At 65.5% G+C, this 19,060-nt stretch carries 19 protein-coding genes; 10 read left to right on the top strand and 9 right to left on the bottom strand.

The window, feature by feature from the left end; genetic code table 11:
* Window positions 1-37: 37 nt before the first annotated feature.
* Window positions 38-586, bottom strand: a complete 549-nt coding sequence (rfbC, locus tag RJQ10_RS00725) for a dTDP-4-dehydrorhamnose 3,5-epimerase (RefSeq protein WP_350142609.1) — start codon at window positions 584-586, stop codon at window positions 38-40.
* Window positions 576-1,481, bottom strand: a complete 906-nt coding sequence (rfbA, locus tag RJQ10_RS00720; protein WP_350142607.1) for a glucose-1-phosphate thymidylyltransferase RfbA — start codon at window positions 1,479-1,481, stop codon at window positions 576-578. Before rfbA ends, rfbC begins: the two co-directional genes overlap by 11 nt.
* A 231-nt stretch (window positions 1,482-1,712) precedes the next feature.
* Here rfbA and RJQ10_RS00715 point away from each other — a divergent pair, with 231 nt between their 5' ends.
* Genes RJQ10_RS00715 through RJQ10_RS00705 form a run of 3 tightly spaced genes read left to right on the top strand, consistent with a single transcriptional unit; the run spans window position 1,713 to window position 4,787 of the window.
* On the top strand, window positions 1,713-3,008 hold the full coding sequence (locus RJQ10_RS00715; protein ID WP_350142605.1) for a glycosyltransferase family 4 protein: 1,296 nt from the start codon (window positions 1,713-1,715) through the stop codon (window positions 3,006-3,008).
* Window positions 2,995-3,711, top strand: coding sequence for a class I SAM-dependent methyltransferase (locus tag RJQ10_RS00710; protein ID WP_350142603.1), 717 nt, complete (start codon window positions 2,995-2,997; stop codon window positions 3,709-3,711). The genes RJQ10_RS00715 and RJQ10_RS00710 overlap by 14 nt, the downstream gene beginning before the upstream one ends.
* Entirely contained in the window at window positions 3,708-4,787 is a 1,080-nt protein-coding gene (locus RJQ10_RS00705) for a prenyltransferase/squalene oxidase repeat-containing protein (RefSeq protein ID WP_350142601.1), read from the top strand. Before RJQ10_RS00710 ends, RJQ10_RS00705 begins: the two co-directional genes overlap by 4 nt.
* Before the next feature lie 6 nt (window positions 4,788-4,793).
* On the opposite strand, the gene RJQ10_RS00700 is transcribed toward RJQ10_RS00705, so the two are convergent.
* Both RJQ10_RS00700 and RJQ10_RS00695 read right to left on the bottom strand, forming a co-directional pair.
* Window positions 4,794-5,411 carry a class I SAM-dependent methyltransferase gene (locus RJQ10_RS00700; RefSeq protein ID WP_350142599.1) on the bottom strand — a complete coding sequence of 206 codons (618 nt, stop codon included), beginning with the start codon at window positions 5,409-5,411 and terminating at the stop codon, window positions 4,794-4,796.
* Between the two features lie 40 nt (window positions 5,412-5,451).
* A complete protein-coding gene (locus RJQ10_RS00695; RefSeq protein ID WP_350142597.1) occupies window positions 5,452-6,873 on the bottom strand; it encodes a TolC family outer membrane protein in 1,422 nt (473 codons plus the stop codon).
* Window positions 6,874-7,078: 205 nt separating this feature from the next.
* Between RJQ10_RS00695 and RJQ10_RS00690 the strand changes: the two genes are divergently transcribed.
* The 5 genes from RJQ10_RS00690 (at window position 7,079) to RJQ10_RS00670 (ending at window position 11,609) form a co-directional block, all read left to right on the top strand.
* Window positions 7,079-7,537: a DUF1249 domain-containing protein gene (locus RJQ10_RS00690; RefSeq protein ID WP_350142595.1), complete on the top strand. Its 459-nt coding sequence runs from the start codon at window positions 7,079-7,081 to the stop codon at window positions 7,535-7,537.
* Window positions 7,538-7,548: 11 nt separating this feature from the next.
* The gene (gene cpdA / locus RJQ10_RS00685) at window positions 7,549-8,394 is read left to right on the top strand and encodes a 3',5'-cyclic-AMP phosphodiesterase (RefSeq protein ID WP_350142593.1); all 846 of its coding nucleotides are present in this window, start codon (window positions 7,549-7,551) and stop codon (window positions 8,392-8,394) included.
* Between the two features lie 90 nt (window positions 8,395-8,484).
* Entirely contained in the window at window positions 8,485-10,377 is a 1,893-nt protein-coding gene (parE, locus tag RJQ10_RS00680; protein WP_350142591.1) for a DNA topoisomerase IV subunit B, read from the top strand.
* 19 nt (window positions 10,378-10,396) lie between these two features.
* The gene (locus tag RJQ10_RS00675) at window positions 10,397-11,062 is read left to right on the top strand and encodes a hypothetical protein (RefSeq protein WP_350142589.1); all 666 of its coding nucleotides are present in this window, start codon (window positions 10,397-10,399) and stop codon (window positions 11,060-11,062) included.
* A gap of 37 nt (window positions 11,063-11,099) precedes the next feature.
* Entirely contained in the window at window positions 11,100-11,609 is a 510-nt protein-coding gene (locus tag RJQ10_RS00670) for a P-loop NTPase family protein (RefSeq protein WP_350142587.1), read from the top strand.
* 22 nt (window positions 11,610-11,631) lie between these two features.
* On the opposite strand, the gene RJQ10_RS00665 is transcribed toward RJQ10_RS00670, so the two are convergent.
* Both RJQ10_RS00665 and RJQ10_RS00660 read right to left on the bottom strand, forming a co-directional pair.
* Entirely contained in the window at window positions 11,632-12,387 is a 756-nt protein-coding gene (locus tag RJQ10_RS00665; protein WP_350142585.1) for an RES family NAD+ phosphorylase, read from the bottom strand.
* A complete protein-coding gene (locus RJQ10_RS00660; RefSeq protein ID WP_350142583.1) occupies window positions 12,384-12,755 on the bottom strand; it encodes an antitoxin Xre-like helix-turn-helix domain-containing protein in 372 nt (123 codons plus the stop codon). Before RJQ10_RS00660 ends, RJQ10_RS00665 begins: the two co-directional genes overlap by 4 nt.
* 221 nt (window positions 12,756-12,976) lie before the next feature.
* Between RJQ10_RS00660 and gnd the strand changes: the two genes are divergently transcribed.
* Window positions 12,977-14,443 carry a decarboxylating NADP(+)-dependent phosphogluconate dehydrogenase gene (gene gnd, locus RJQ10_RS00655; protein WP_350142581.1) on the top strand — a complete coding sequence of 489 codons (1,467 nt, stop codon included), beginning with the start codon at window positions 12,977-12,979 and terminating at the stop codon, window positions 14,441-14,443.
* Window positions 14,444-14,517: 74 nt separating this feature from the next.
* Window positions 14,518-15,114, top strand: a complete 597-nt coding sequence (locus RJQ10_RS00650) for a YceI family protein (RefSeq protein ID WP_350142579.1) — start codon at window positions 14,518-14,520, stop codon at window positions 15,112-15,114.
* 9 nt (window positions 15,115-15,123) lie between these two features.
* Here the strand turns inward: RJQ10_RS00650 and RJQ10_RS00645 are convergent, their stop codons facing one another.
* The 3 genes from RJQ10_RS00645 to RJQ10_RS00635 are packed head-to-tail and all read right to left on the bottom strand — an operon-like array spanning window position 15,124 to window position 19,053.
* Window positions 15,124-17,355: a tetratricopeptide repeat protein gene (locus tag RJQ10_RS00645; protein ID WP_350142577.1), complete on the bottom strand. Its 2,232-nt coding sequence runs from the start codon at window positions 17,353-17,355 to the stop codon at window positions 15,124-15,126.
* Window positions 17,356-17,388: 33 nt separating this feature from the next.
* Window positions 17,389-18,525 carry an MJ1255/VC2487 family glycosyltransferase gene (locus tag RJQ10_RS00640; protein WP_350142575.1) on the bottom strand — a complete coding sequence of 379 codons (1,137 nt, stop codon included), beginning with the start codon at window positions 18,523-18,525 and terminating at the stop codon, window positions 17,389-17,391.
* Window positions 18,526-19,053, bottom strand: a complete 528-nt coding sequence (locus RJQ10_RS00635; RefSeq protein ID WP_350142573.1) for a phosphatase PAP2 family protein — start codon at window positions 19,051-19,053, stop codon at window positions 18,526-18,528.
* Between the last annotated feature and the right edge of the window lie 7 nt (window positions 19,054-19,060).

Below are 19,060 nucleotides of genomic sequence, written 5' to 3'. Positions count from 1 at the left end.
CTCGTCGATTAAAGCCTGTCTGGTCGATGGCCGGGCGTCAGTCGAACAGGGGCAGGTCCGCCCAGGCCAGCCCGGCCGCGTCCTTGGCCGACAGCCGCGGCTGGTCACCCGCCGGCAGGGGCCAGGCAATCCCCACCGTCGGGTCGTCCCAGGCCAGGGATACTTCGCTGGCAGGGTGATAGTACTCGGTGCATTTATACTGGAAATCGGCGTGTCCGGTCAGGACGTAGAAGCCGTGGGCAAAGCCCGGTGGCACCCACAGCATGCGATGGTTCGCGGCGCTGAGTTCAGCCCCGTACCACTGCCCCAGGGTCGGCGAGGAGCGGCGCAGGTCCACCGCGACATCGAACACGGCGCCGGAGGTGACCCGCACCAGCTTGCCCTGGGGCTGTTCGGTCTGGAAGTGCAGGCCCCGCAGGATGCCGTGCGCTGAACGGCTGTGGTTGTCCTGAACGAACTCCAGGTCAAAGCCCGCCGCGCGAAACGTCTCCGCGTTCCAGCTCTCCAGGAAAAAGCCGCGTTCGTCGCCGAAAACCTTCGGCTGCAGCAGGTACACGCCCGCCAGGGGCGTGGGCTCAAAGATCATTGCTGAGCACCCCGTCCTGTTCCAGCAACTGCCGCAGGTAAAGGCCGTAGCCGCTTTTTTCCAGCGGCGCCGCCAGCGCCAGCAGTTGCCCGGCATCGATGTAGCCCATGCGAAAGGCGATCTCTTCCGGACAGGCGATCTTGAGCCCCTGCCGCTCTTCCACCACGCGGATGAAGTTGGCGGCATCCAGCAGAGAATTGTGGGTGCCGGTATCCAGCCAGGCGGTACCGCGGCTCATGACCTCCACCTGCAGATCGCCGCGAGCCAGGTAGGCATTGTTGACGTCGGTGATTTCCAGCTCTCCGCGGGAGGAGGGGCGGATGCTGCGGGCGATATCGATGACGTCGTTGTCATAGAAATACAGGCCGGTTACCGCGTAGTGGGATTTGGGCCGGGCGGGCTTCTCCTCGATATCGATCGCGGCCCCGGACGAATCGAAGCTGACAACCCCGTAGCGCTCCGGATCCTGTACATAGTAGGCGAACACGGAGGCGCCGCGGTCCCGCCCCGCGGCGTTGCGCAGGCTCTGGGTGAAGCCGCCACCGTAGAAAATGTTGTCGCCCAGTACCAGGGCCACTGGATCGCGGTCGATGAACTCCGCCCCCAGCAGGAACGCCTGGGCGAGACCATCCGGGCTGGGCTGCACGGTGTAACTGATGTTGATACCCCAGCGGTTGCCGTCGCCGAGGAGGTCGGCGAAAGCCGCCTGGTCGCGTGGTGTGGTGATCACCAGGACGTCGCGGATGCCCGCCAGCATCAGGGTTGCCAGTGGGTAGTAGATCATCGGCTTGTCGTACACCGGCATCAATTGCTTGCTGACTGTGCTGGTCAGCGGGTGCAGCCGGGTACCCGAACCGCCGGCGAGAATGATGCCCTTGTAATTGGTCGCGGCCATACCAGCTCCGGCTGGAAGAAAAGCGGCGATTATACGGGAAAAGGCAGTCAAATTACGATAAGCCGCGGGCATTGGCCTGTACTGACCGGTTGTGGGACTGGTGCAGCGGCGCACTTGGCTGGTAGAATTCGCGGCTGGGTATTGCGCATTTGTCTACCTTGCGAGGGTCTTGCCCGTTTCCCCACCGGTTAACGTTAAAGGGACGCCGTTATCAGGCATCTGGATACAGCAGTGAGCGATTTGGCTCCCGGCGTGGTGGCGGAAAGCTGCCCTGCCGCACCGGCCTCGGCCTGCCGCCCGCTGCGCATTGCCTTGCTGGGCTACCGCAGCAAGCCCCATGCCGGCGGGCAGGGCGTCTATATCAAGTACCTGAGCAGGGCGCTGGTGGACGCGGGGCACTCGGTGGACGTGATTTCCGGTCCTCCCTATCCCGAGGTCGATCCCCGGGTGAGGCTGATCAGGCTGCCGAGCCTGGACCTGTACGAAAACGGGCTGCATTCCTTGCGGCCGCATCACCTGGGATCCCTGAGCAATATCATCGAATGGACCAGCAAGCTGACCGGGGGCTTCGCCGAGCCCTATACCTTCGGCCGCCGGGCGGTGCGCTATCTGCGTCAACACCGCGGGGACTATGACCTGATTCACGACAACCAGAGCCTGAGCTACGGCATGGTGCAGTTGCAGGCCATGGGGCTGCCACTGGTCACCACGGTGCACCACCCGATTACCAGCGATCTGCGCATCGCCCTCAGCGCCGCGCCGCGCTGGTACCAGCGGCTCATGATTCGCCGCTGGCACTCATTCCTGGTCATGCAGAAAAAGGTCATCAAGCAGCTGCGCCATGTGGTTACGGTTTCGGACTACTCGCGGCAGGACATCGCCCGCGACTTCGGCCTGCAGCCAGCGGGTATTGCGCTGGTTCACAACGGGATCGACACCGGGGAATATCGCCCCCTGCCCGGGGTGGAGCGCAATCCCCTGCGAATCATGGCCACGGCGTCGGCGGATGCCCCGCTCAAGGGTCTGCGTTACCTGCTGCAGGCCTTCGCCCGCCTGTTGCCCCGGCACCCGCAGCTGGAGCTGCTGGTGGTCAGCAAGCTCCAGCCCGGTGGCCGTACCGAGCGCCTGATCAAACGCCTTGGGATCGAGGCGAATATTCGCTTTGTCAGCGGCATAGCCACGGCCGAGATGGTCCGCTACTACGCCGAGGCCAGTATCGCCGTGGTGCCCTCTATCTACGAGGGCTTCGGTCTGCCCGCTGGCGAGGCCATGGCCTGCGGGGTGCCGGTGATCTCCACGGACGGCGGTGCGTTGCCGGAAGTGGTGGGCGAGGCGGGTATCATCGTACCGGTTCGCGACGCCGACGCCCTGGAGCAGGCCATCGAAGCCCTGTTGCAGAATCCGCAGCAACGCGCCCAGCTGGGTCTTGCCGGCCGCCAGCGCATTCTGGAACGCTTCAGCTGGCAGGTGTGCGCCCGGGCGATGGCCGACTACTATCTCAAGGTTATTGCCGATGCAAACGGTTGATTTCCGCTACTTTCCCCTGCAGTCGGGAGAGCGGGTGCTGGACCTGGGCTGTGGCGAGGGCCGGCACGTGATCTCCGCCTATGTCCTGGGCGAAGTGCATGCGGTTGGCGTCGACCTGTCGCACAGGGATTTACGCACGGCGCAGGAGCGATTCGCCGGGTTCGAGGAGGCGGGCAATGAGCGCAAACAGCTGGATCTTGTCGAGGGTTCGGCGCTATCCCTGCCCTTTGCCGATGCCAGTTTTGACAAGGTGATCTGCTCCGAGGTGCTGGAGCACATTCCCGACTATCGCGCCGCGCTGGGGGAAATCCGCCGGGTACTCAAGCCCGCCGGCCTGCTCTGCGTCAGCGTGCCCAGGCGCTGGCCCGAGCGTCTGTGCTGGGCGCTCAGCAAGCGCTACCACCAGACCCCCGGGGGGCATCTGCGGATTTTTCGCGGCGGGCGCCTGTGGGCAGAGATCGAGCGGCGGGATTTCGTGGGTTTTCACCGCCACGGCGCGCACGCCCTGCACTGCCCCTACTGGTGGCTGCGCTGCCTGTTCTGGCGGGAAGGCGAGCAGCACTGGCTGGTGCGCCAGTATCACAAGTTGCTGGTCTGGGACCTGCTGCAGGCGCCGTGGTTCACCCGCACCCTGGAGCAGTGGCTGAACCCGATCATGGGCAAGAGCGTAGTATTTTATTTCCGCCTGGAGGGTAGCCAGTGAGTGGGCTCTATCTCAGCCGCGGCCTGTTCCCGCAGGAGTTCCTGCGCCCGACCGTGGATTTCCTGCTGGCAACCCAGAAGTCCAGCGGCGAGATACCCTGGTTCCCGGGTGGCTATACCGATCCCTGGGATCATGTCGAAGCGGCCATGGGCCTGTCCATCGGCGGCGAACATGCGGCAGCGGTGCGCGCCTACCGCTGGCTCGCCGGTCTGCAGCTGCCCGACGGCAGCTGGTGGGCGTCCTACCGGGGCGACATCGTCGACAACGATCACCGCCGGGAAAGCAACTTTGTCGCCTACATCGCCACCGGTGTCTGGCACCACTACCTGATAACCCACGATACCGGTTTCCTGCGTGAAATGTGGCCGGTGGTGGACGGCGCCATTGGTTTTGTCCTGCGCCTGCAGAGTGCTCACGGGGAGATAGACTGGGCGGTGGATACCGCAGGTGCGCCCTTGCGCGATGCACTGGTGACCGGCTGCAGCTCCATCTACAAGAGCCTGGAATGCGCCTGCAATATAGCGCTGACCCTGGGCGAGGAGCGGTCGCACTGGTACCTGGCCCGCACCAGTCTCGGCACCGCCCTGCGTTCTCGGCCCGAGCGTTTCGACCGCAGCTGGGAGAGCAAGGCGCGCTATTCCATGGACTGGTTCTACCCGGTGCTCAGCGGCGCCGTGCAGGGCGCCCCGGCCAGGGCCCGTCTCGCAGCGCGCTGGGACGAATTCGTGCACAGCGGTCTGGGCTGTCGCTGTGTCGCCGACGAGCCCTGGGTGACGGTGGCGGAATCCTGTGAACTGGTCATGGCGCTGTTGGCGGCGGGCGATCATGCGCGGGCGGTGGAGCTTTACAGCTGGCTCCACCAGTGGCGCACGGATGACGGCGCCTATTGGACCGGCTACCAGTTCGCGGAGGATCTGCTGTGGCCGGAGGAGCAGCCCACCTGGACAGCCGCAGCCATTCTGCTGGCCGCGGATGCCCTGACGGGTTACACCGCAGCGGCAGACCTGTTCACCCGGGTTGAGCTGCTGCAGTCGCCGCCGCTGGCAGCGGGCCAGCGCCTGCGCCGGGACCAGTAGCCGAGTTCAAAGCCTGCGCAGTATGGCCAGGCTATCGACCTGTTCACAGTGGGTAAACAAGCCCGATTGCAGCGCCAGGCGATGGATTGCCCTGGGGGCCTGCCCGCCGGCAGCGGGATCCGGGTAGACATCGTGAATGGCGAGAATCCCCTCGCGCTGCAGGTGTCCGGCCCAGCAGCGGTAATCTGTCAACGCTGCATCGAGGCTGTGCCCGCCGTCGATAAACAGCATCGCCAGTGGCGTCTGCCAGTGCCGTGCTGCAGCTGCGGAACCGGCGACGATGGGCACCACGACGTCGTCCAGGCCGGCGCGGCTGATGTTGCGGCGAAACTCGCGAAAGGTATCGACAAGCGCCAGATCGGCATCATACAGCGCCGGGTCGTGGAACATCTCCCCGCGCTGGTGCTCCTCCGAGCCGCGGTGGTGGTCCAGGGCGAATACGGTGCCGTGGTGCTGGCGGGCCGCCAGGCCAAGATAGATTGTCGACTTGCCGCAGTAGCTGCCAATTTCCAGCAACGGTCCACGTGCGCTGGCAGCCAGCGCCCGGCGATACAGCGTTTCCGCTTCCGCGGGCAGCAGGAATCCCTTGATGGTGTCGATGTCGGGGGGGAGCTGCGGGATCATGAGGCTGTGGGCGCCCGGCCGCAGCCGGGCGTGGGCCCGATCAGGGGGAGGTGCTCGCTGTGGGCGGCGGCGGTGGTGCCATCATGGCGTCCAGGCTGAAGATGTCCTCGGGGCTGAGCAGGCCGGCCTGTTCCTTCAGGCGCATGCTGTTGAGGATGTAGTCATAGCGGCTGTTGGCATAGTCGCGCTGGGCAGCGAACAAAGTGTTTTGCGCGTTGAGTACATCCACGACATTGCGGGTGCCGACTTCATAGCCGGCCTGGGTGGCATCCAGCGCACTTTGCGAGGAGACGATGGCCTGCGCGCGGGCAGCAACCCGTGACACGTCGCTGACCACGGTCATGTGCAGGGAGCGGGCATTGGTGACGGTATTGCGCGACAGGTTGATACGGTTTTCCCGCGCGGCGTTGAATTCCTGCGCTGCCTTGCGGCGGTTGGCGCTCACCGCACCCCCGCTGAAGAGAGGCACATCCAGGCGGATCTGCCAGGTGTTGTTGTCCTCGTCGCTGTTGGGTGACGTGTCAAAACCGGTCGACGGGTTCCGCCGCAGGGTGCCATCAGTGTCGTAGTCCGAGTAGGTATAGCTGCCGCTGAGTGTCGGCGTATGCTCCATCTGGTTGGCCTTGGCCAGTTGGCGTGCCGCCTCTTCGGCGTAGCGCGCAGCCTGCAGGCTGAAGTTGTTCTCCAGGGCGAAGTCCACCCAGGCGGTGCGATCGGCGGGTTCGGGCGGTGTGGCGCTGAAACCTTCGTCGAGCACATTCAGGTTGCTGTGCTCCCGGCCGGTCAGCACCGACAGCCGCTCCAGGGCCACTGCCACATTGTTTTCGTCGACTATGCGGTTGACCTCGGCCAGGTCGCGCGCAGCCTGGGCTTCGTAGACATCGGTGATGGCGATCAGGCCGACCTCGAAACGTTGCTGGGTCTGCTCCAGTTGCCGCTCGAAAGCGCGTTCCTGTGCCCGCGACGCCTCGAGGTTGTCCTGGGCCCGCAACACCAGCAGGTAGGCCTCGGCCACCCGCACGATCAGGTTCTGCTGGTTGGCGGCAAAGGTAGCCTCCGCCTGCCGGCTGAATTCCTTGCCGTACTGGAAGGTAAACCAGGCAGGCAGGTCAAACAGGGCCTGGCTCAGGCTCACCTGATAGCCCTTGCTGGTGGTATCGATGTCGGTGATGGTCTGCACCGCGGTGACTCCGCCCCCCAGGCCCCCATCCAGAGAGAAACTTTCCCCGGTGCTGCTCTGGTCGAAATCGGTGTAGTCGTAGTTTGCGTTCACCTGCGGCAGCAAGCCCGCCAGCCCGAGTTTTTCGGTCTCGAGGCTGGCCCGGTACTGTGCCTCTTCGGCCTTCAACTGGGCATCATTGGCCAGGGCAAGCTCGTAAATATCACGCAGTGACTCTGCGCCCGCAGGTGCCATACCGAAGGAGAGTGCCAGCACCAGCAGTGCGGCTCCTGTCTTGTTCATCCTGAATCCTCAACCATGCTGGAGCGTTAACGGGAGCGAGTGTAGCAGTCTGCGTCCCGCTGCGCATGCGTTAACCACGTCGCAAAATGGGTAATATACTCAGAGATTCTGTTATTACCAATGCTACACTCTGGCTTCCCAGCGGGTCGGGCGCTGCAGCCAGCGTTTGTCACGTAGCAATAGTTTTCTCCAGCCGGGGTAGGAAATGACCTTACAACGGGCCAGAAAACGGCCTTTCAAGATGGATCTGGCGCGCCTGCATGCCTTGTGCGAGGCCAACTATGCCCGTCTGTTGCGCCTGTTCCCCGACTACGAACAGGTCAATTCCCGCGAGTTCGCCGTCGCCGAGGCCCGCGTCCGTCTGGAGATTCTCGAGCGCAGCCGCTACACCACTTTTTTCCGCCTGCACCAGAGTCACGGCGAGGCGCGCTGGCTGCGGCGCCTCAATATTGACGTCCGTGCCTATCACGATGCCGGCATGCTGGAGGTGGGCGCTTTCCAGGCGCAGAGCCAGATCCAGCCACGTTACACCTACCCCAACCCCCACATGTTCCAGCAGGACGAAAAGTTGCAGCAAAACCGGTTCCTGGGTGACTGGTTGGAACACTGCCTTGCCAACGGGCGCAGCCAGCAGCCGGTCATGCCCCGGCACGCCGGGCGCTGACGGCAGATGGCATGACCGTTTCTACCCCGGCTCGCCGGTGCCACCGGGTCGCAGTCAGCACTGACACGGTACGGGTGCTGCAGCTCACGGATACCCATCTGTGCCGCGAATCCGGCGGCAGCCTGCTGGGTATGGACACCGACCACTCCCTGCAGGCGGTGATTCGCCAGGCCCGAGCCGAACAGCCGCGAATCGATGCCCTGCTGGGCACCGGCGATATGTCCGACCACGGTTACCTTGAGGCCTACCAGCGCCTCCGCCACTATTTCGCCCAGCTATCTCCGGCCCAGTTCTGGTTGCCGGGGAACCACGATGACCGCGACAAGATGGCGCAGGTCGATACGGACGGTACCCTGCTCAGCAACGATATTCGCCTTGGCCGCTGGCAGCTGGTGCTGCTGGATTCCCAGGTTCCGGGCCAGGTAGGTGGTCGGCTGGGCACAGGCCAGCTGGGGCTGCTGCGCGAGGCGCTCGACGAAGCCGCCCGCGAACAGCTGTTCAGCCTGGTCTGTCTGCATCACCAGCCGGTCGCCATTGGCTGTCGCTGGCTGGATGAACAGATGGTCGCAGATGCCGGGGACCTGTTTGCGGTACTCGCGGACTATCCCGGGGTGCGGGGTGTAATCTGGGGCCATATCCACCAGCAGGTCGACCGCGAGTGGGAGGGGCGCAAGCTGATGGCCTCGCCGTCCACCTGCGTCCAGTTCGCCCCCGGCAGCGATGTTTTCAAGGCCGATGCCGCGGCGCCCGGGTACCGCTGGCTGGAGCTGCATGCGGATGGCCGGATCGAAACCGGCGTCTCCCGGGTGGAGGGCGTCACTTTCCACGTGGACCTGGATTCCCGGGGCTATTTGTAGCCGTTCCTGCGCAAGAGTCTGCAAGCTGCCGGCGCTGGGGTACAATGCACCCGCCCCGACTAACGCAGATTCAGGAAACCACAGGCAGGAATGAGCAATTACACCGCGGAAGATATCGAAGTCCTGACCGGACTGGAGCCGGTGCGCAAGCGCCCCGGCATGTACACCGACACCACCCGTCCCAACCACCTGGCACAGGAAGTTATCGACAACAGCGTCGACGAGGCGCTCGCCGGACATGCCACGCGTATCGACGTCATCCTGCATCGCGATGGTGGCATCAGCGTCAGCGACGATGGCCGAGGCATGCCGGTGGATATCCACCCCGGCCAGGGCAAGCCGGGAGTGGAGGTCATTCTCTGCACCCTGCATGCGGGCGGCAAGTTTTCCAACAAGAACTACCAGTTCTCCGGCGGCCTGCACGGCGTGGGCGTCTCCGTGGTCAACGCCCTGTCGCAGGCGCTGGAAATCACCATCCGCCGCGATGGCAGTGTGTACCGCATGGATTTTGCCGGCGGTGAAAAATCCAGCGAACTGGCGGTCATCGACAGCTGCGGCAAACGCAACACCGGCACCTCCATCCGTTTCATGCCCGACGCGCAATATTTTGATTCGGTGAATTTCTCCGTGCCCCGGCTGCAGCATGTGCTGCGGGCCAAGGCGGTGCTGTGTCCCGGCCTGCGGGTGACCTTTCTCGACGAGAAAAAGGGTGAGACCGAGGAGTGGTATTACGAGGACGGGCTCACCGACTACCTCTGCGACGCCACCATCGACTATCCCTGCCTGCCCGAGCAGCCCTTTGTCGGCAGCTTCAGCGGCAGCAGCGCGGCGGCGGACTGGGCGGTGCAGTGGCTGCCCGAGGGCGGGGAAGTTATCGCCGAATCCTACGTCAACCTGATCCCCACCGCGCAGGGCGGCACCCACGTCAACGGCCTGCGTACCGGATTGCTGGACGCGGTGCGGGAATTCTGTGAACTGCGCAACCTGCTGCCGCGCGGTGTGCGGCTGGCGCCGGACGATATCTGGGACCGCTGCTGCTACATCCTCTCGGTCAAGCTGGAAGACCCGCAGTTCTCCGGCCAGACCAAGGAGCGGCTGTCCTCCCGCGAGGCGGCGGCCTTTGTCTCCGGCGTGGCCAAGGACGCTTTCAGCCTGTGGCTGAACCAGCACACCGGGGAAGCCGAGCGCATTGCCGAGCTGTGCATCAACAGCGCCCAGAACCGACTGCGCACCGCGCGCAAGGTGACCCGCAAGAAAGTCACCTCCGGTCCCGCCCTGCCGGGCAAGCTGGCGGACTGCTCCGGTGAGGACCCGACCCGGGGAGAACTGTTCCTGGTCGAGGGGGATTCCGCCGGCGGCTCCGCCAAGCAGGCCCGCAACCGCGAATTCCAGGCCATCCTGCCCCTGCGCGGCAAGATCCTGAACACCTGGGAGGTGGACTCCCAGGAGATCCTCGCCTCCCAGGAGGTGCACAACATTTCGATCGCCATCGGCATGGACCCGGCCAGTGACGACCTCTCCGGCCTGCGCTACCACAAGGTCTGCATCCTGGCGGATGCCGATTCCGATGGCCTGCACATCGCCACCCTGATCTGCGCCCTGTTCGTGCGCCACTTCCGGCCGCTGGTGGCCGCGGGCCATGTCTATGTGGCCATGCCGCCCCTGTACCGGATCGACGTCGGCAAGGAGGTCTACTACGCTCTCGATGAGAGTGAAAAACAGGGCGTACTGGATCGTATCGAAGCGGAAAAGAAGAAAGGCAAGATCAACGTCCAGCGCTTCAAGGGGCTGGGGGAGATGAACCCGCTGCAGTTGCGCGAGACCACCATGGACCCGGACACCCGGCGCCTGGTGCGGCTGGTACTGGATGCGGGCGATGGCACCAATAGCATGCTGGACATGCTGCTGGCCAAGAAGCGCGCCGGCGATCGCAAGGCCTGGCTGGAAAGCAAGGGCGATCTGGCGGACATTGCAGTTATCTGAACCGGGGGAGAGCGCCGATATGAAGCATCGCCATGGCTTGGGTTGGGTTGCCGGCAGTCTGGCATTGGTCGTTGCGCTGCTGTCCCCGCCGGGACGAGCAGGGGACCCGGCGCCGGCCGCGGCCTTCGCGCAGCTGGAAGCGCGCTTGCTGGCGGCGGAATCTGTTAGCCTCGACTTTCACATCACTGCCGAGGGCGCCCTGGCGGCAGACCTGCGGGGCAAGCTGTGGAGTGTCGGCAATCACACCCTGCATCTGTTCGCCCAGGGCGAATTCGGCGGCGAGCCAGTGACCATCGGTCTGTTCGCGGAGGACGGCAATATGGCCCTCGGCGGCGCTGATGAACTCACTGCCACGGCACGGCCCAGACACCTGGCAGAAGCGGTGCTGGTTGGGCTTACCCGCATGGGGCTCCTGCACAACCTGGCGCGCCTTACCGCGGACGCAGCTCCCGATCACGCCAACGGTGGCGTTCGCGAATGGGTCACCGTCGGCGATTTTGCCGGTGGGCAGGAGGTGCCCGCGGCGCTTTCCTTCGCGATCACCGTTGCCGGCAGCCCGGCGGCTACCGCGCGGCTGGAACTGGACGACGCGGGCCTGCCCAGCCTGCGCCAGCAGACAGTTCAGTTTCCGGGGGGAGAGATGCAAGTGACCGAGCGCTACTCCGGCCTGGTGATCGAGCCCTAGCAATTGCCGCGTCCAGATTCTGGCGCAGGGTGGAACAATGCAGCGAATTCTCGTTTTTGGCAACTCCGGCTCTGGCAAGTCCACCCTTGCGGCGCGCCTGCGTGACGAGCAGGGCCTGGCCCACCTGGATCTGGATGTGTTGGCCTGGTTGCCGACCACACCGCCCGAGCGCCGGCCCCTGGCCGAGTCAGGGCGGGCAATCGACGAATTTGTCGGCGGGCACGATGCCTGGGTGATCGAGGGTTGCTACGCCGATTTGCTGGAACTGGCGGCGCCACTGGCCACCGAGGCGATCTTCCTCAACCTGTCCGTGGCGCAGTGCCAGGCCAATGCCCGAGCGCGGCCCTGGGAGCCGCATAAATACCCTTCGCGAGCGGCTCAGGACGCGAACCTGCCGATGCTTCTGGACTGGATTGCGCAATACCCGGAGCGCGATGATGTCCTGTCCCTGGCCGCGCACCGCCAGTTCTTCGAGGCGTTTCCGCGGCGCAAACAGGAGCTGACTGACAACGCGGAGCGCCTTGCCAGCCAGGGGCGTCCAGGCTGATTCAGGATTCAGGATTCAGGATTCAGGAAGCGGGCCGCGGCAGCTGCCCGTCGACCAGGAACAACTCCAGGGGAAACCGCAGCACTTCGGCGCCGGCCTGGGGTTTGAAGGCGACCTCTTCGGCGCCGAGTTCACAGAACCAGGCTTGCAGGGTCGTCGGAGCCCGCCGGGTGAAGGGCGCCGGGGTGAACAGCCCCACGCAGCTGCCGCCCTCAGGGTCCCGCGCCGAGGCGTATTCGAACGCTTCCACGCCCGCGTCCCGCATGGCGCGACCCAGCGCCTGGGTGGGCGCGTATTCGGCGGGGTTTCGCAGTACCTGCCGGTGGGCATCGAAGGGCGACTGCTGCAGCCGGACCCCGCGCTCGGTGCGATAGGGCACGGTAAACAGGGTGTGCTCCGAGTGCAATATCGCTGCCGGCGGGTCTGCCTGAATGGAGTGCCAGAACACGAAGCGGTAGAAAGCCGCCTCCGCCAGGGTCGTCCGCTGGGAGCAACCGCCGTAGAAAATGCCGGGCTGGTGCCGGCCGCCGAAGCGGGAACCCCAGGGCAGGGGTGGGTAACGGAACGGCGTGGCGAGCAGGTAATGGAGGTCAGCCCTGCAGTATTCAGGGTAGTCGGGCTTGCTGTGCTCCAACAATTCCTCGAGCAGGGCCTGCTCTTCCAGGCTGTCCACATAGCCCAGCGTCGCCACACGCTCCTGACTTTCCACCAGGCGAAACAGGCGCCCCTGCACCAGGCCTGTTCGGGCCTCGCCGCCGCAACTCTCCCAGAGTGTCATAGCTTGCCGCGAATGCCGTCGACAAAGCGCAACACATCGATCAGGCCCTGAATACTCTGAACCTGTGCCGCGGGGACTCCACCGGTGATCCGGTTGCGGCTGCGCATGAAGTGACGGATCCACAGATCATCACCGCCGGCCAGGGCAAACAGGGCTCGCGCCAGGCGTATCAGCAACAGGGCCAGTTCGCCCTGCTTGCTTTCCGGAGCCAGGCTGCCACTGTGCTTGAGGCGGCTGATTCCGGTGCGGTGCAGGCCCAGCACCGCGCCCAACTCGGCTTGGCTCAGGCCCAGCTGCCGTGCGGCCCGCAGGACGGCTTTGGCCAGGACCTGGTCGGCTTGCGGCGCGGGTCGGGTTGCGGTGCTCATCGAGGCCTCTGCTGTGATGTCATATTTGAACAATATAGCCAAAAAATATCATTTATGCACATCGAGCGAAGGGCCGGCCGAAACCCTGTGAGTGGCCGCAGCCTGTGCCGGGTTGCAGGCAGCTTGTTCGATCCGATGCGATCTGCCATGTTATCTTCGCAGCTTGCGTGCCCGTTCCCGCGGTAACGCCACAGCATCACCGCAGACTCAGGAGCCAGCACATGCACAACGATATCGGCCTCATCGGTCTGGCGGTCATGGGCCAGAACCTGGTCCTGAACATGGCCAACCACGGCTTTTCGGTGGCGGTCTTCAACCGCACGGCCGCGACCACGCAAGGCTTCATCGATGGCCTGCATGGCGAGGCGGAGGACAAGGTCTGGTCGGGCAGTGCGGGCCGGATCCACGGTTACCTTTCACTGCAGGAGTTCGTCGCCTCGCTGCAGCGTCCGCGGCGGGTGATGGTGATGGTGAAGGCCGGAGCGGCAGTGGACGCGGTGATTGCGGACCTGCAGGCCCTGCTCGAGCCCGGCGACATCATCATCGATGGCGGCAACAGCGACTATCGGGACAGCAACCGGCGCGCCGCTGCCCTGCGCCGGGCGGGGCTGGGCTTTATCGGCGCCGGGGTTTCCGGCGGTGAAGAGGGCGCGCTCAAGGGGCCCTCGATCATGCCTGGGGGCCACGCGGACGCCTGGCCGGCAGTGCGCGATATCTTCCAGGCCATCGCCGCCAGGGTTGGACCCGAGGCGGATATTCCCTGCTGTGAGTGGGTCGGTGAAGACGGCGCCGGGCACTACGTGAAAATGGTCCATAACGGCATTGAATACGGCGACATGCAGCTGATTTGCGAGGCCTATTTCCTGCTGCGCGAGGGCGCCGGGCTCGACAATGAGGAACTTTACCGCGTGTTCCGGGATTGGAACGAGGGCGAACTGTCCAGCTACCTGGTCGAGATCACCCGGGATATCTTCACCGTCAGGGACCCGGAAACCGGCGCCTACCTGCTGGACCGGGTCCTCGACACCGCCGCCCAGAAAGGTACCGGCAAGTTGATGAGCCAGCACGCCCTGGACCTGGGGGTGCCAACGACCCTGATCACCGAGGCGGTGTTCGCCCGCTGCCTGTCGGCGCAGAAGGATGCGCGGCTGCGCGCCAGCGCGCTCTTGTCCGGCCCCGGCACCGCGTTCGAAGGCGATCGCGAGCAGTTCATCGACGATGTGCGCCGGGCCTTGTATGCATCCAAACTGGTCAGCTATGCCCAGGGCTTTGCGCAACTGGACGCGGCCGCCGCGGAGTTTGGCTGGCAACTGGATAACGCCGGCATTGCCATGCTGTGGCGGGGCGGCTGCATCATTCGCTCGGTGTTTCTGGAGGATATCGCGGACGCCTTCAGGCGCGCAGCGGGGCTGGAAAACCTGCTGCTGGACGACTTCTTTCGCAGCGCCATTCTGGCGGCGCAGCCAGCCTGGCGCCGCGCGGTGGTGAGTGCGGTGCAGCTGGGACTGCCGGCACCGGCCTTCGCCGCGGCACTGGCCTGGTACGATGGCTACCGCAGCGCGCGCCTGCCCGCTAACCTGCTGCAGGCGCAGCGGGATTATTTCGGTGCCCATACCTACGAGCGCAGCGACAGGCCCCGCGGCGAGATGTTCCACACCGACTGGATCGCCGCCCGTAAACTGTCCTGAACCATTTCCAGCTTTTGCACACAAACCCCTTATAGTGCTGTGCAACTGTTTACTTTGCCGATGGAGAAATTGCGATGATGTTGAATCTGACCAGACTGATGGGCGTGTGTGCCCTGCTCGCGGGCGCGGCCATGGCCCAGGCCCAGCAGTGGGAGCTGGACAACAGCCGGTCCAGCCTGGATTTCCTGTCGATCAAGAACGATGCGGTGGCGGAGAGTCATCACTTCACCGAGATGGTCGGTTTTATCGGCAGCGAAGGTAAAGTGCAGATCGGCATAGACCTCGACAGCGTCGAGACCCTGATCCCGGTTCGCAACGAGCGCATGCGCGAACTGCTGTTCCGGACCGTGGATTTCCCCGCCGCCAACGTCCACAGCCAGGTGGACCCGGCTATCCTGGCGGTGGTCGCGGACGGCGGTGTGGTGACCACGGATATTGAAGTCGTGTTGTCCCTGCACGGCCAGCAGGCCACGCTGTCGGTGCCGGTACTGGTCAGCGGCGGCGAGGGCAGCCTGCTGCGGGTGATCAGCGCCCGGCCGGTGGTAGTCAATGCCGGTACTTTCGGTCTCGGGTCGGGTGTTGAAGCCCTGCGGGAAGTGGCCGGTCTCAACGCCATCAGTACCGCGGTACCTGTCACCTTCCACCTGGTGTTCGTGCCCGCGGAATCCTGATTCCGCCCCTCAGGGGCGGGCGCCCCCCGCCAGCCGCCGATAGAGTGCCTGGTAGGCGCGGTTGTCCGGAGCGACCTCCAGCAGCTGGCGGGCCCAGTCCAGGGCCTGCTCCCGCTCCCCCAGTTCCTCGCTATAGTTCACCAGCGCCACCAGCACCCCTTCATCACCGGGCACTGCGCGCTGGATGGCCTGCAGCTGGCTGAGCGCGGCCCGCGGGTCGCCGCTGTCGTGCAGGGCGATGGCATGGACATAGCGGTGGCGCACCCCCGCTTGCTCCAGGGCGGCGGCCTGTTGCAGATAACCGAGGCCCTGCTCGCGATTGCCGGCCCGGGTTTCCAGCAGCCCCATGGCGTGCAGGGCCGCGCCGCTGTCCGGCGCCACGGCCAGTGCCGCCTGCAGCTCCTCCCTGGCTTCATCTTCCCGCTGCAGACTGCGCAACAGGTCGGCCAGGTTCAGCCGCGCCGGCAGCAGCTGCGGGTTCAGGTGGAGCGCCTCCCGATAGGCGCGCTCCGCCGCGGGCAGATCGCCCCGATTCAGCAGAAACAGGCCCAGTTGCAGCTGTACGCCGGGCATGTCCGCATGTTGGCGCTGGATCGCAACGTACTCCGCAAACAGTTCGCGCAGGGGCTCGGCCGCCGCGTCGAGCTGATCCAGCGGTACTGCGGCCAGAGCTTCTGCAACGGCCATGCGCACACTGGTAACGTCGTCGGTGATGAGTGGTTGCAGGGCCTGGTAGCGGCGCGCCAGCGGCACCCCTGCGAGGTTCTGTACCGCAGCCATGCGCAGCAGTGGATCGGGCCCGTGCAGCACGGTGCCGATATCGGCGGGTTCACCCGCTCGTCCCAGCGCCGCCAGAGCCGTGGCCCGCAGCACCGGCGCGGCCCCGGTGTCCCGGGCCAGGTCCTGCAGGCGCGGCACGGAGGCCCGGTTGCCCGCCGCCAGTTGCTGCAGGGCACGGGCGGGGTGGTCAGCGGTGGAGCTGGAGCGTACGCCCCAGGCGCGGGTGGCGGCCAGCGCCCACTCCGCGTCCCGGTCCTGGTGGCACTGGTTACAGGCATTGGGTACGTCCATGACCACGCTGAGATCGGGGCGCGGAATACGCATGCTGTGGTCCCGGCGCGGATCGACCACCATGTAGGTGGTCGCCGGCATGTGGCAGTTGGCACAATCGGCACCGGCAGAGTCCGGCGCGTGGTGATGATGCCCGGGCTGGTCGTAGACCTCCGCCTTGTGGCACTGGGCACAGACCGCGTTGGCCGCTGCCCGCAGCTGCAGGCTGTGGGGTTCATGGCAGTTGCTGCATACAACGCCCGCCTGGTGCATCCGGCTCTGGATGAATGAGCCGTAGACAAAGACCTCGTCGCGGATCTGTCCGTCGTGGTAGTACAGCGGCTCCTCGGGCAGCGCCAGGCGGTGGGTGTCCAGCAGGGGTTTGCCGTAGTGGTAGGCGCCCAGATTGCCGCGCCGGGAGTGGCAGCGGCCGCAGCCATCGATCTGGGCATTGGACGCCAGCGGCTCGGCGCGTCGGGCGATGGCCGTCTGTTCGTCGAAGGCCCAGTCGCCGCGCTGGGCCAGGGCGGTCGGGAAGCCGCTGTTGGGCACGGTGCCGGCACGGTTTTCCTGCGCCAGTTGCAGGTGCTGCCCGGCCGGGCCGTGGCAGGCTTCGCAGCCGACGTCGACCTCGCTGAAGCGGGTGTCGAAACTGCGGCTGTGGCTATCGTAGCGCTTCTCCACCGCCGTGCTGTGGCACTCGGCACAGCGGGTATTCCAGTTCATGTAGGGGCCGGTCCAGTGCAGGGGATCAGTATGGTCGGTGACCTCGTCCGGGTTGAGATGGAACCAGCGCTGCCCCCCCGCCTCAGCGGGTCGCGTATCCCAGGCGATCTCGAAAGCCTGCAGGCGACCGCGCGATAGCGGCAGCAGGTACTGTTGCAGGGGTTCGACGCCGAAAACATAGCGCACCGGAAAGTCCTGCAGACTGCCGTCTTCCCCCCCGGTGCGAACAATGAACTGGTCGCCGTTCCTGGAGAACGTTGTGGTTATCCCGCGGTGGGTAAAGGTGGCGCCGTCGAAGTTGCCGAGTACCGTGCGGTCGGTGGGTTCCTGCATTGCCAGATCGTGGTGGGAGCCCTGCCACCGGCTGTGTTCGGCCTGGTGGCAGTCGATGCACCGCTCACTGCCGACAAACTGGTCGGCATGTGCACTGGCGGCAAACAGCAATAACAGGACAAGGCGCAACAAGCGAGTGGTACCTCCGGGGTTGGAGGCGACAGGCTAACCCATGCTGGCCAGATTCCCCAACTCCTGCCCCGACCGTTGCTGGTCCCTGAAGGGGGCTGCTGGCACACGGAGCGGCAGGGCCCAGGGGCAGGGCGTCGCCGGAGAGCCGCGGACGGTGTCCCGCCACAGCGATTGCTGCAGCGACCCAAGCTCCGGTCGGGCTCCCGCGGCCAGCCAGCTCGCCAGCGCTCCGGCTACGTCCGGATACCTCAGCGCGGGAGGTGCCGGTCTCTGCCGCAGCCAGGGCTCGACCGAATCACGGTCCAGGCGCTGCATGACTGTCGCGTGGCCCAGCTCGCGCAGGGCGAGGGCATTGGAAAGCTGCTCCATCTGCCCCGCCAGGGGCCGGGTGAGCACCGGCTTGCGCCACTGCAGGCATTCGCTGATCAGCTCGAAGCCGCTGTTGCAGATCACGCCCGAGCAGCTGGCAAGATCGCGCTTGAAGTCTTCGACGCTGGTGGGACGCAGGCTGACATTGCCGCGCTCGGCTGCGGTCAGCCCCGGGCCGTAGAGCCGGAACGGAATAGCGGGAAACTGCTGCAGCAGGGCGCTGACGGCTGCCGGGTCCTCGAACGGCAGGTACACCAGAACGAGGTCATCGGCATCAACTTCGCGTTCCGGGAGGTCGAGAATCGGCGGCAGGACGTTGCTGTCATAGGGGTGCCAGTGCAGTCCCACCGGCCGCTCCACCGGCGCGAACCGGCGCATGATCTGGCGCGCCAGCCAGTGCCCACCGGCAACCGGGGTGTCGGGGCCGAACGCATACTGGTGGCCGATGCCGATGACCTGCAACCCGGCCCGGCGCCCGGCCCAGGCGGTGACCGGTTCGAAGTCGGTGACGACAAGGTCGAAATCCGCTACCGGGAGGGTTCTGACATCGCGCAGGAACTGCGTCAGCCTGTTCTGCAGCAGTGTCTGCCAGTAGCGGACTGAGCCGGCCCTGGTAGCGAAAGTCAGCCCCCGGCGGTGGAGGAAGTCGCCAAAGGGCGCCATGTCGAACAACTGGCTTCGCTCGCGCCCGGAAAACAGCCAGGTGACTTCGACAGAGTGCTCGCGGAAGGCCTCAGCCATGGCCCGGGCGCGGCTGATATGGCCATTGCCTGTAGCCTGGACGCCATAGAGAATCCTCATCTAGAGGCCCAGCAGGCTGGCGCAGAACAGGGCCGTACTGCTGCCCATGAGGGCGCCGGCGACCGTATCCCCGGGAAAGTGCACCCCCAGCAACACCCGTGACAGGGCGACCGCGCTGGCCCAGAGGAACATGGCCACGACGGGGCCGCCGTAGACCACGACCAGGGCCGTTGCCAGCAGGAAAGCCGCGGAGCTGTGGCCGGAAGGAAAGCTGAACTGGTCAGCCGCGGTAACCAGGCCGCGGAAACCCGGCACGGCCTCCTGTGGCCGGCGTCGTTTCAGGCTGTTCTTCAGGCTCCAGTACAGCCCGCGCTCAATCACCAGGGCCAGCGCTAGCAGGCCGGCAAAGCGGTCGGCGTCCGCGACTGCCAGCAGCAACAGCAGCAGCGGCACCAGCAGGTGCAGGTAGCCGTCACCAGAGCGGGAGAGGGCTCGCGCCAGGGGGCGCACCATCCGCCGCTCGCCCTGGGAGAATATGCGGGCGAGCAGCTGAAGGTCGAGCCTGTGAATGGCGTGGAGCATCTTCATGCCGACT

The sequence above is a fragment of the Haliea sp. genome, from assembly GCF_040222615.1.
Lineage (GTDB): Bacteria > Pseudomonadota > Gammaproteobacteria > Pseudomonadales > Halieaceae > Haliea.
The sequence above is the reverse complement of the archived record's forward strand: the minus strand, read 5'-3'. Positions and strand labels throughout refer to the sequence as shown.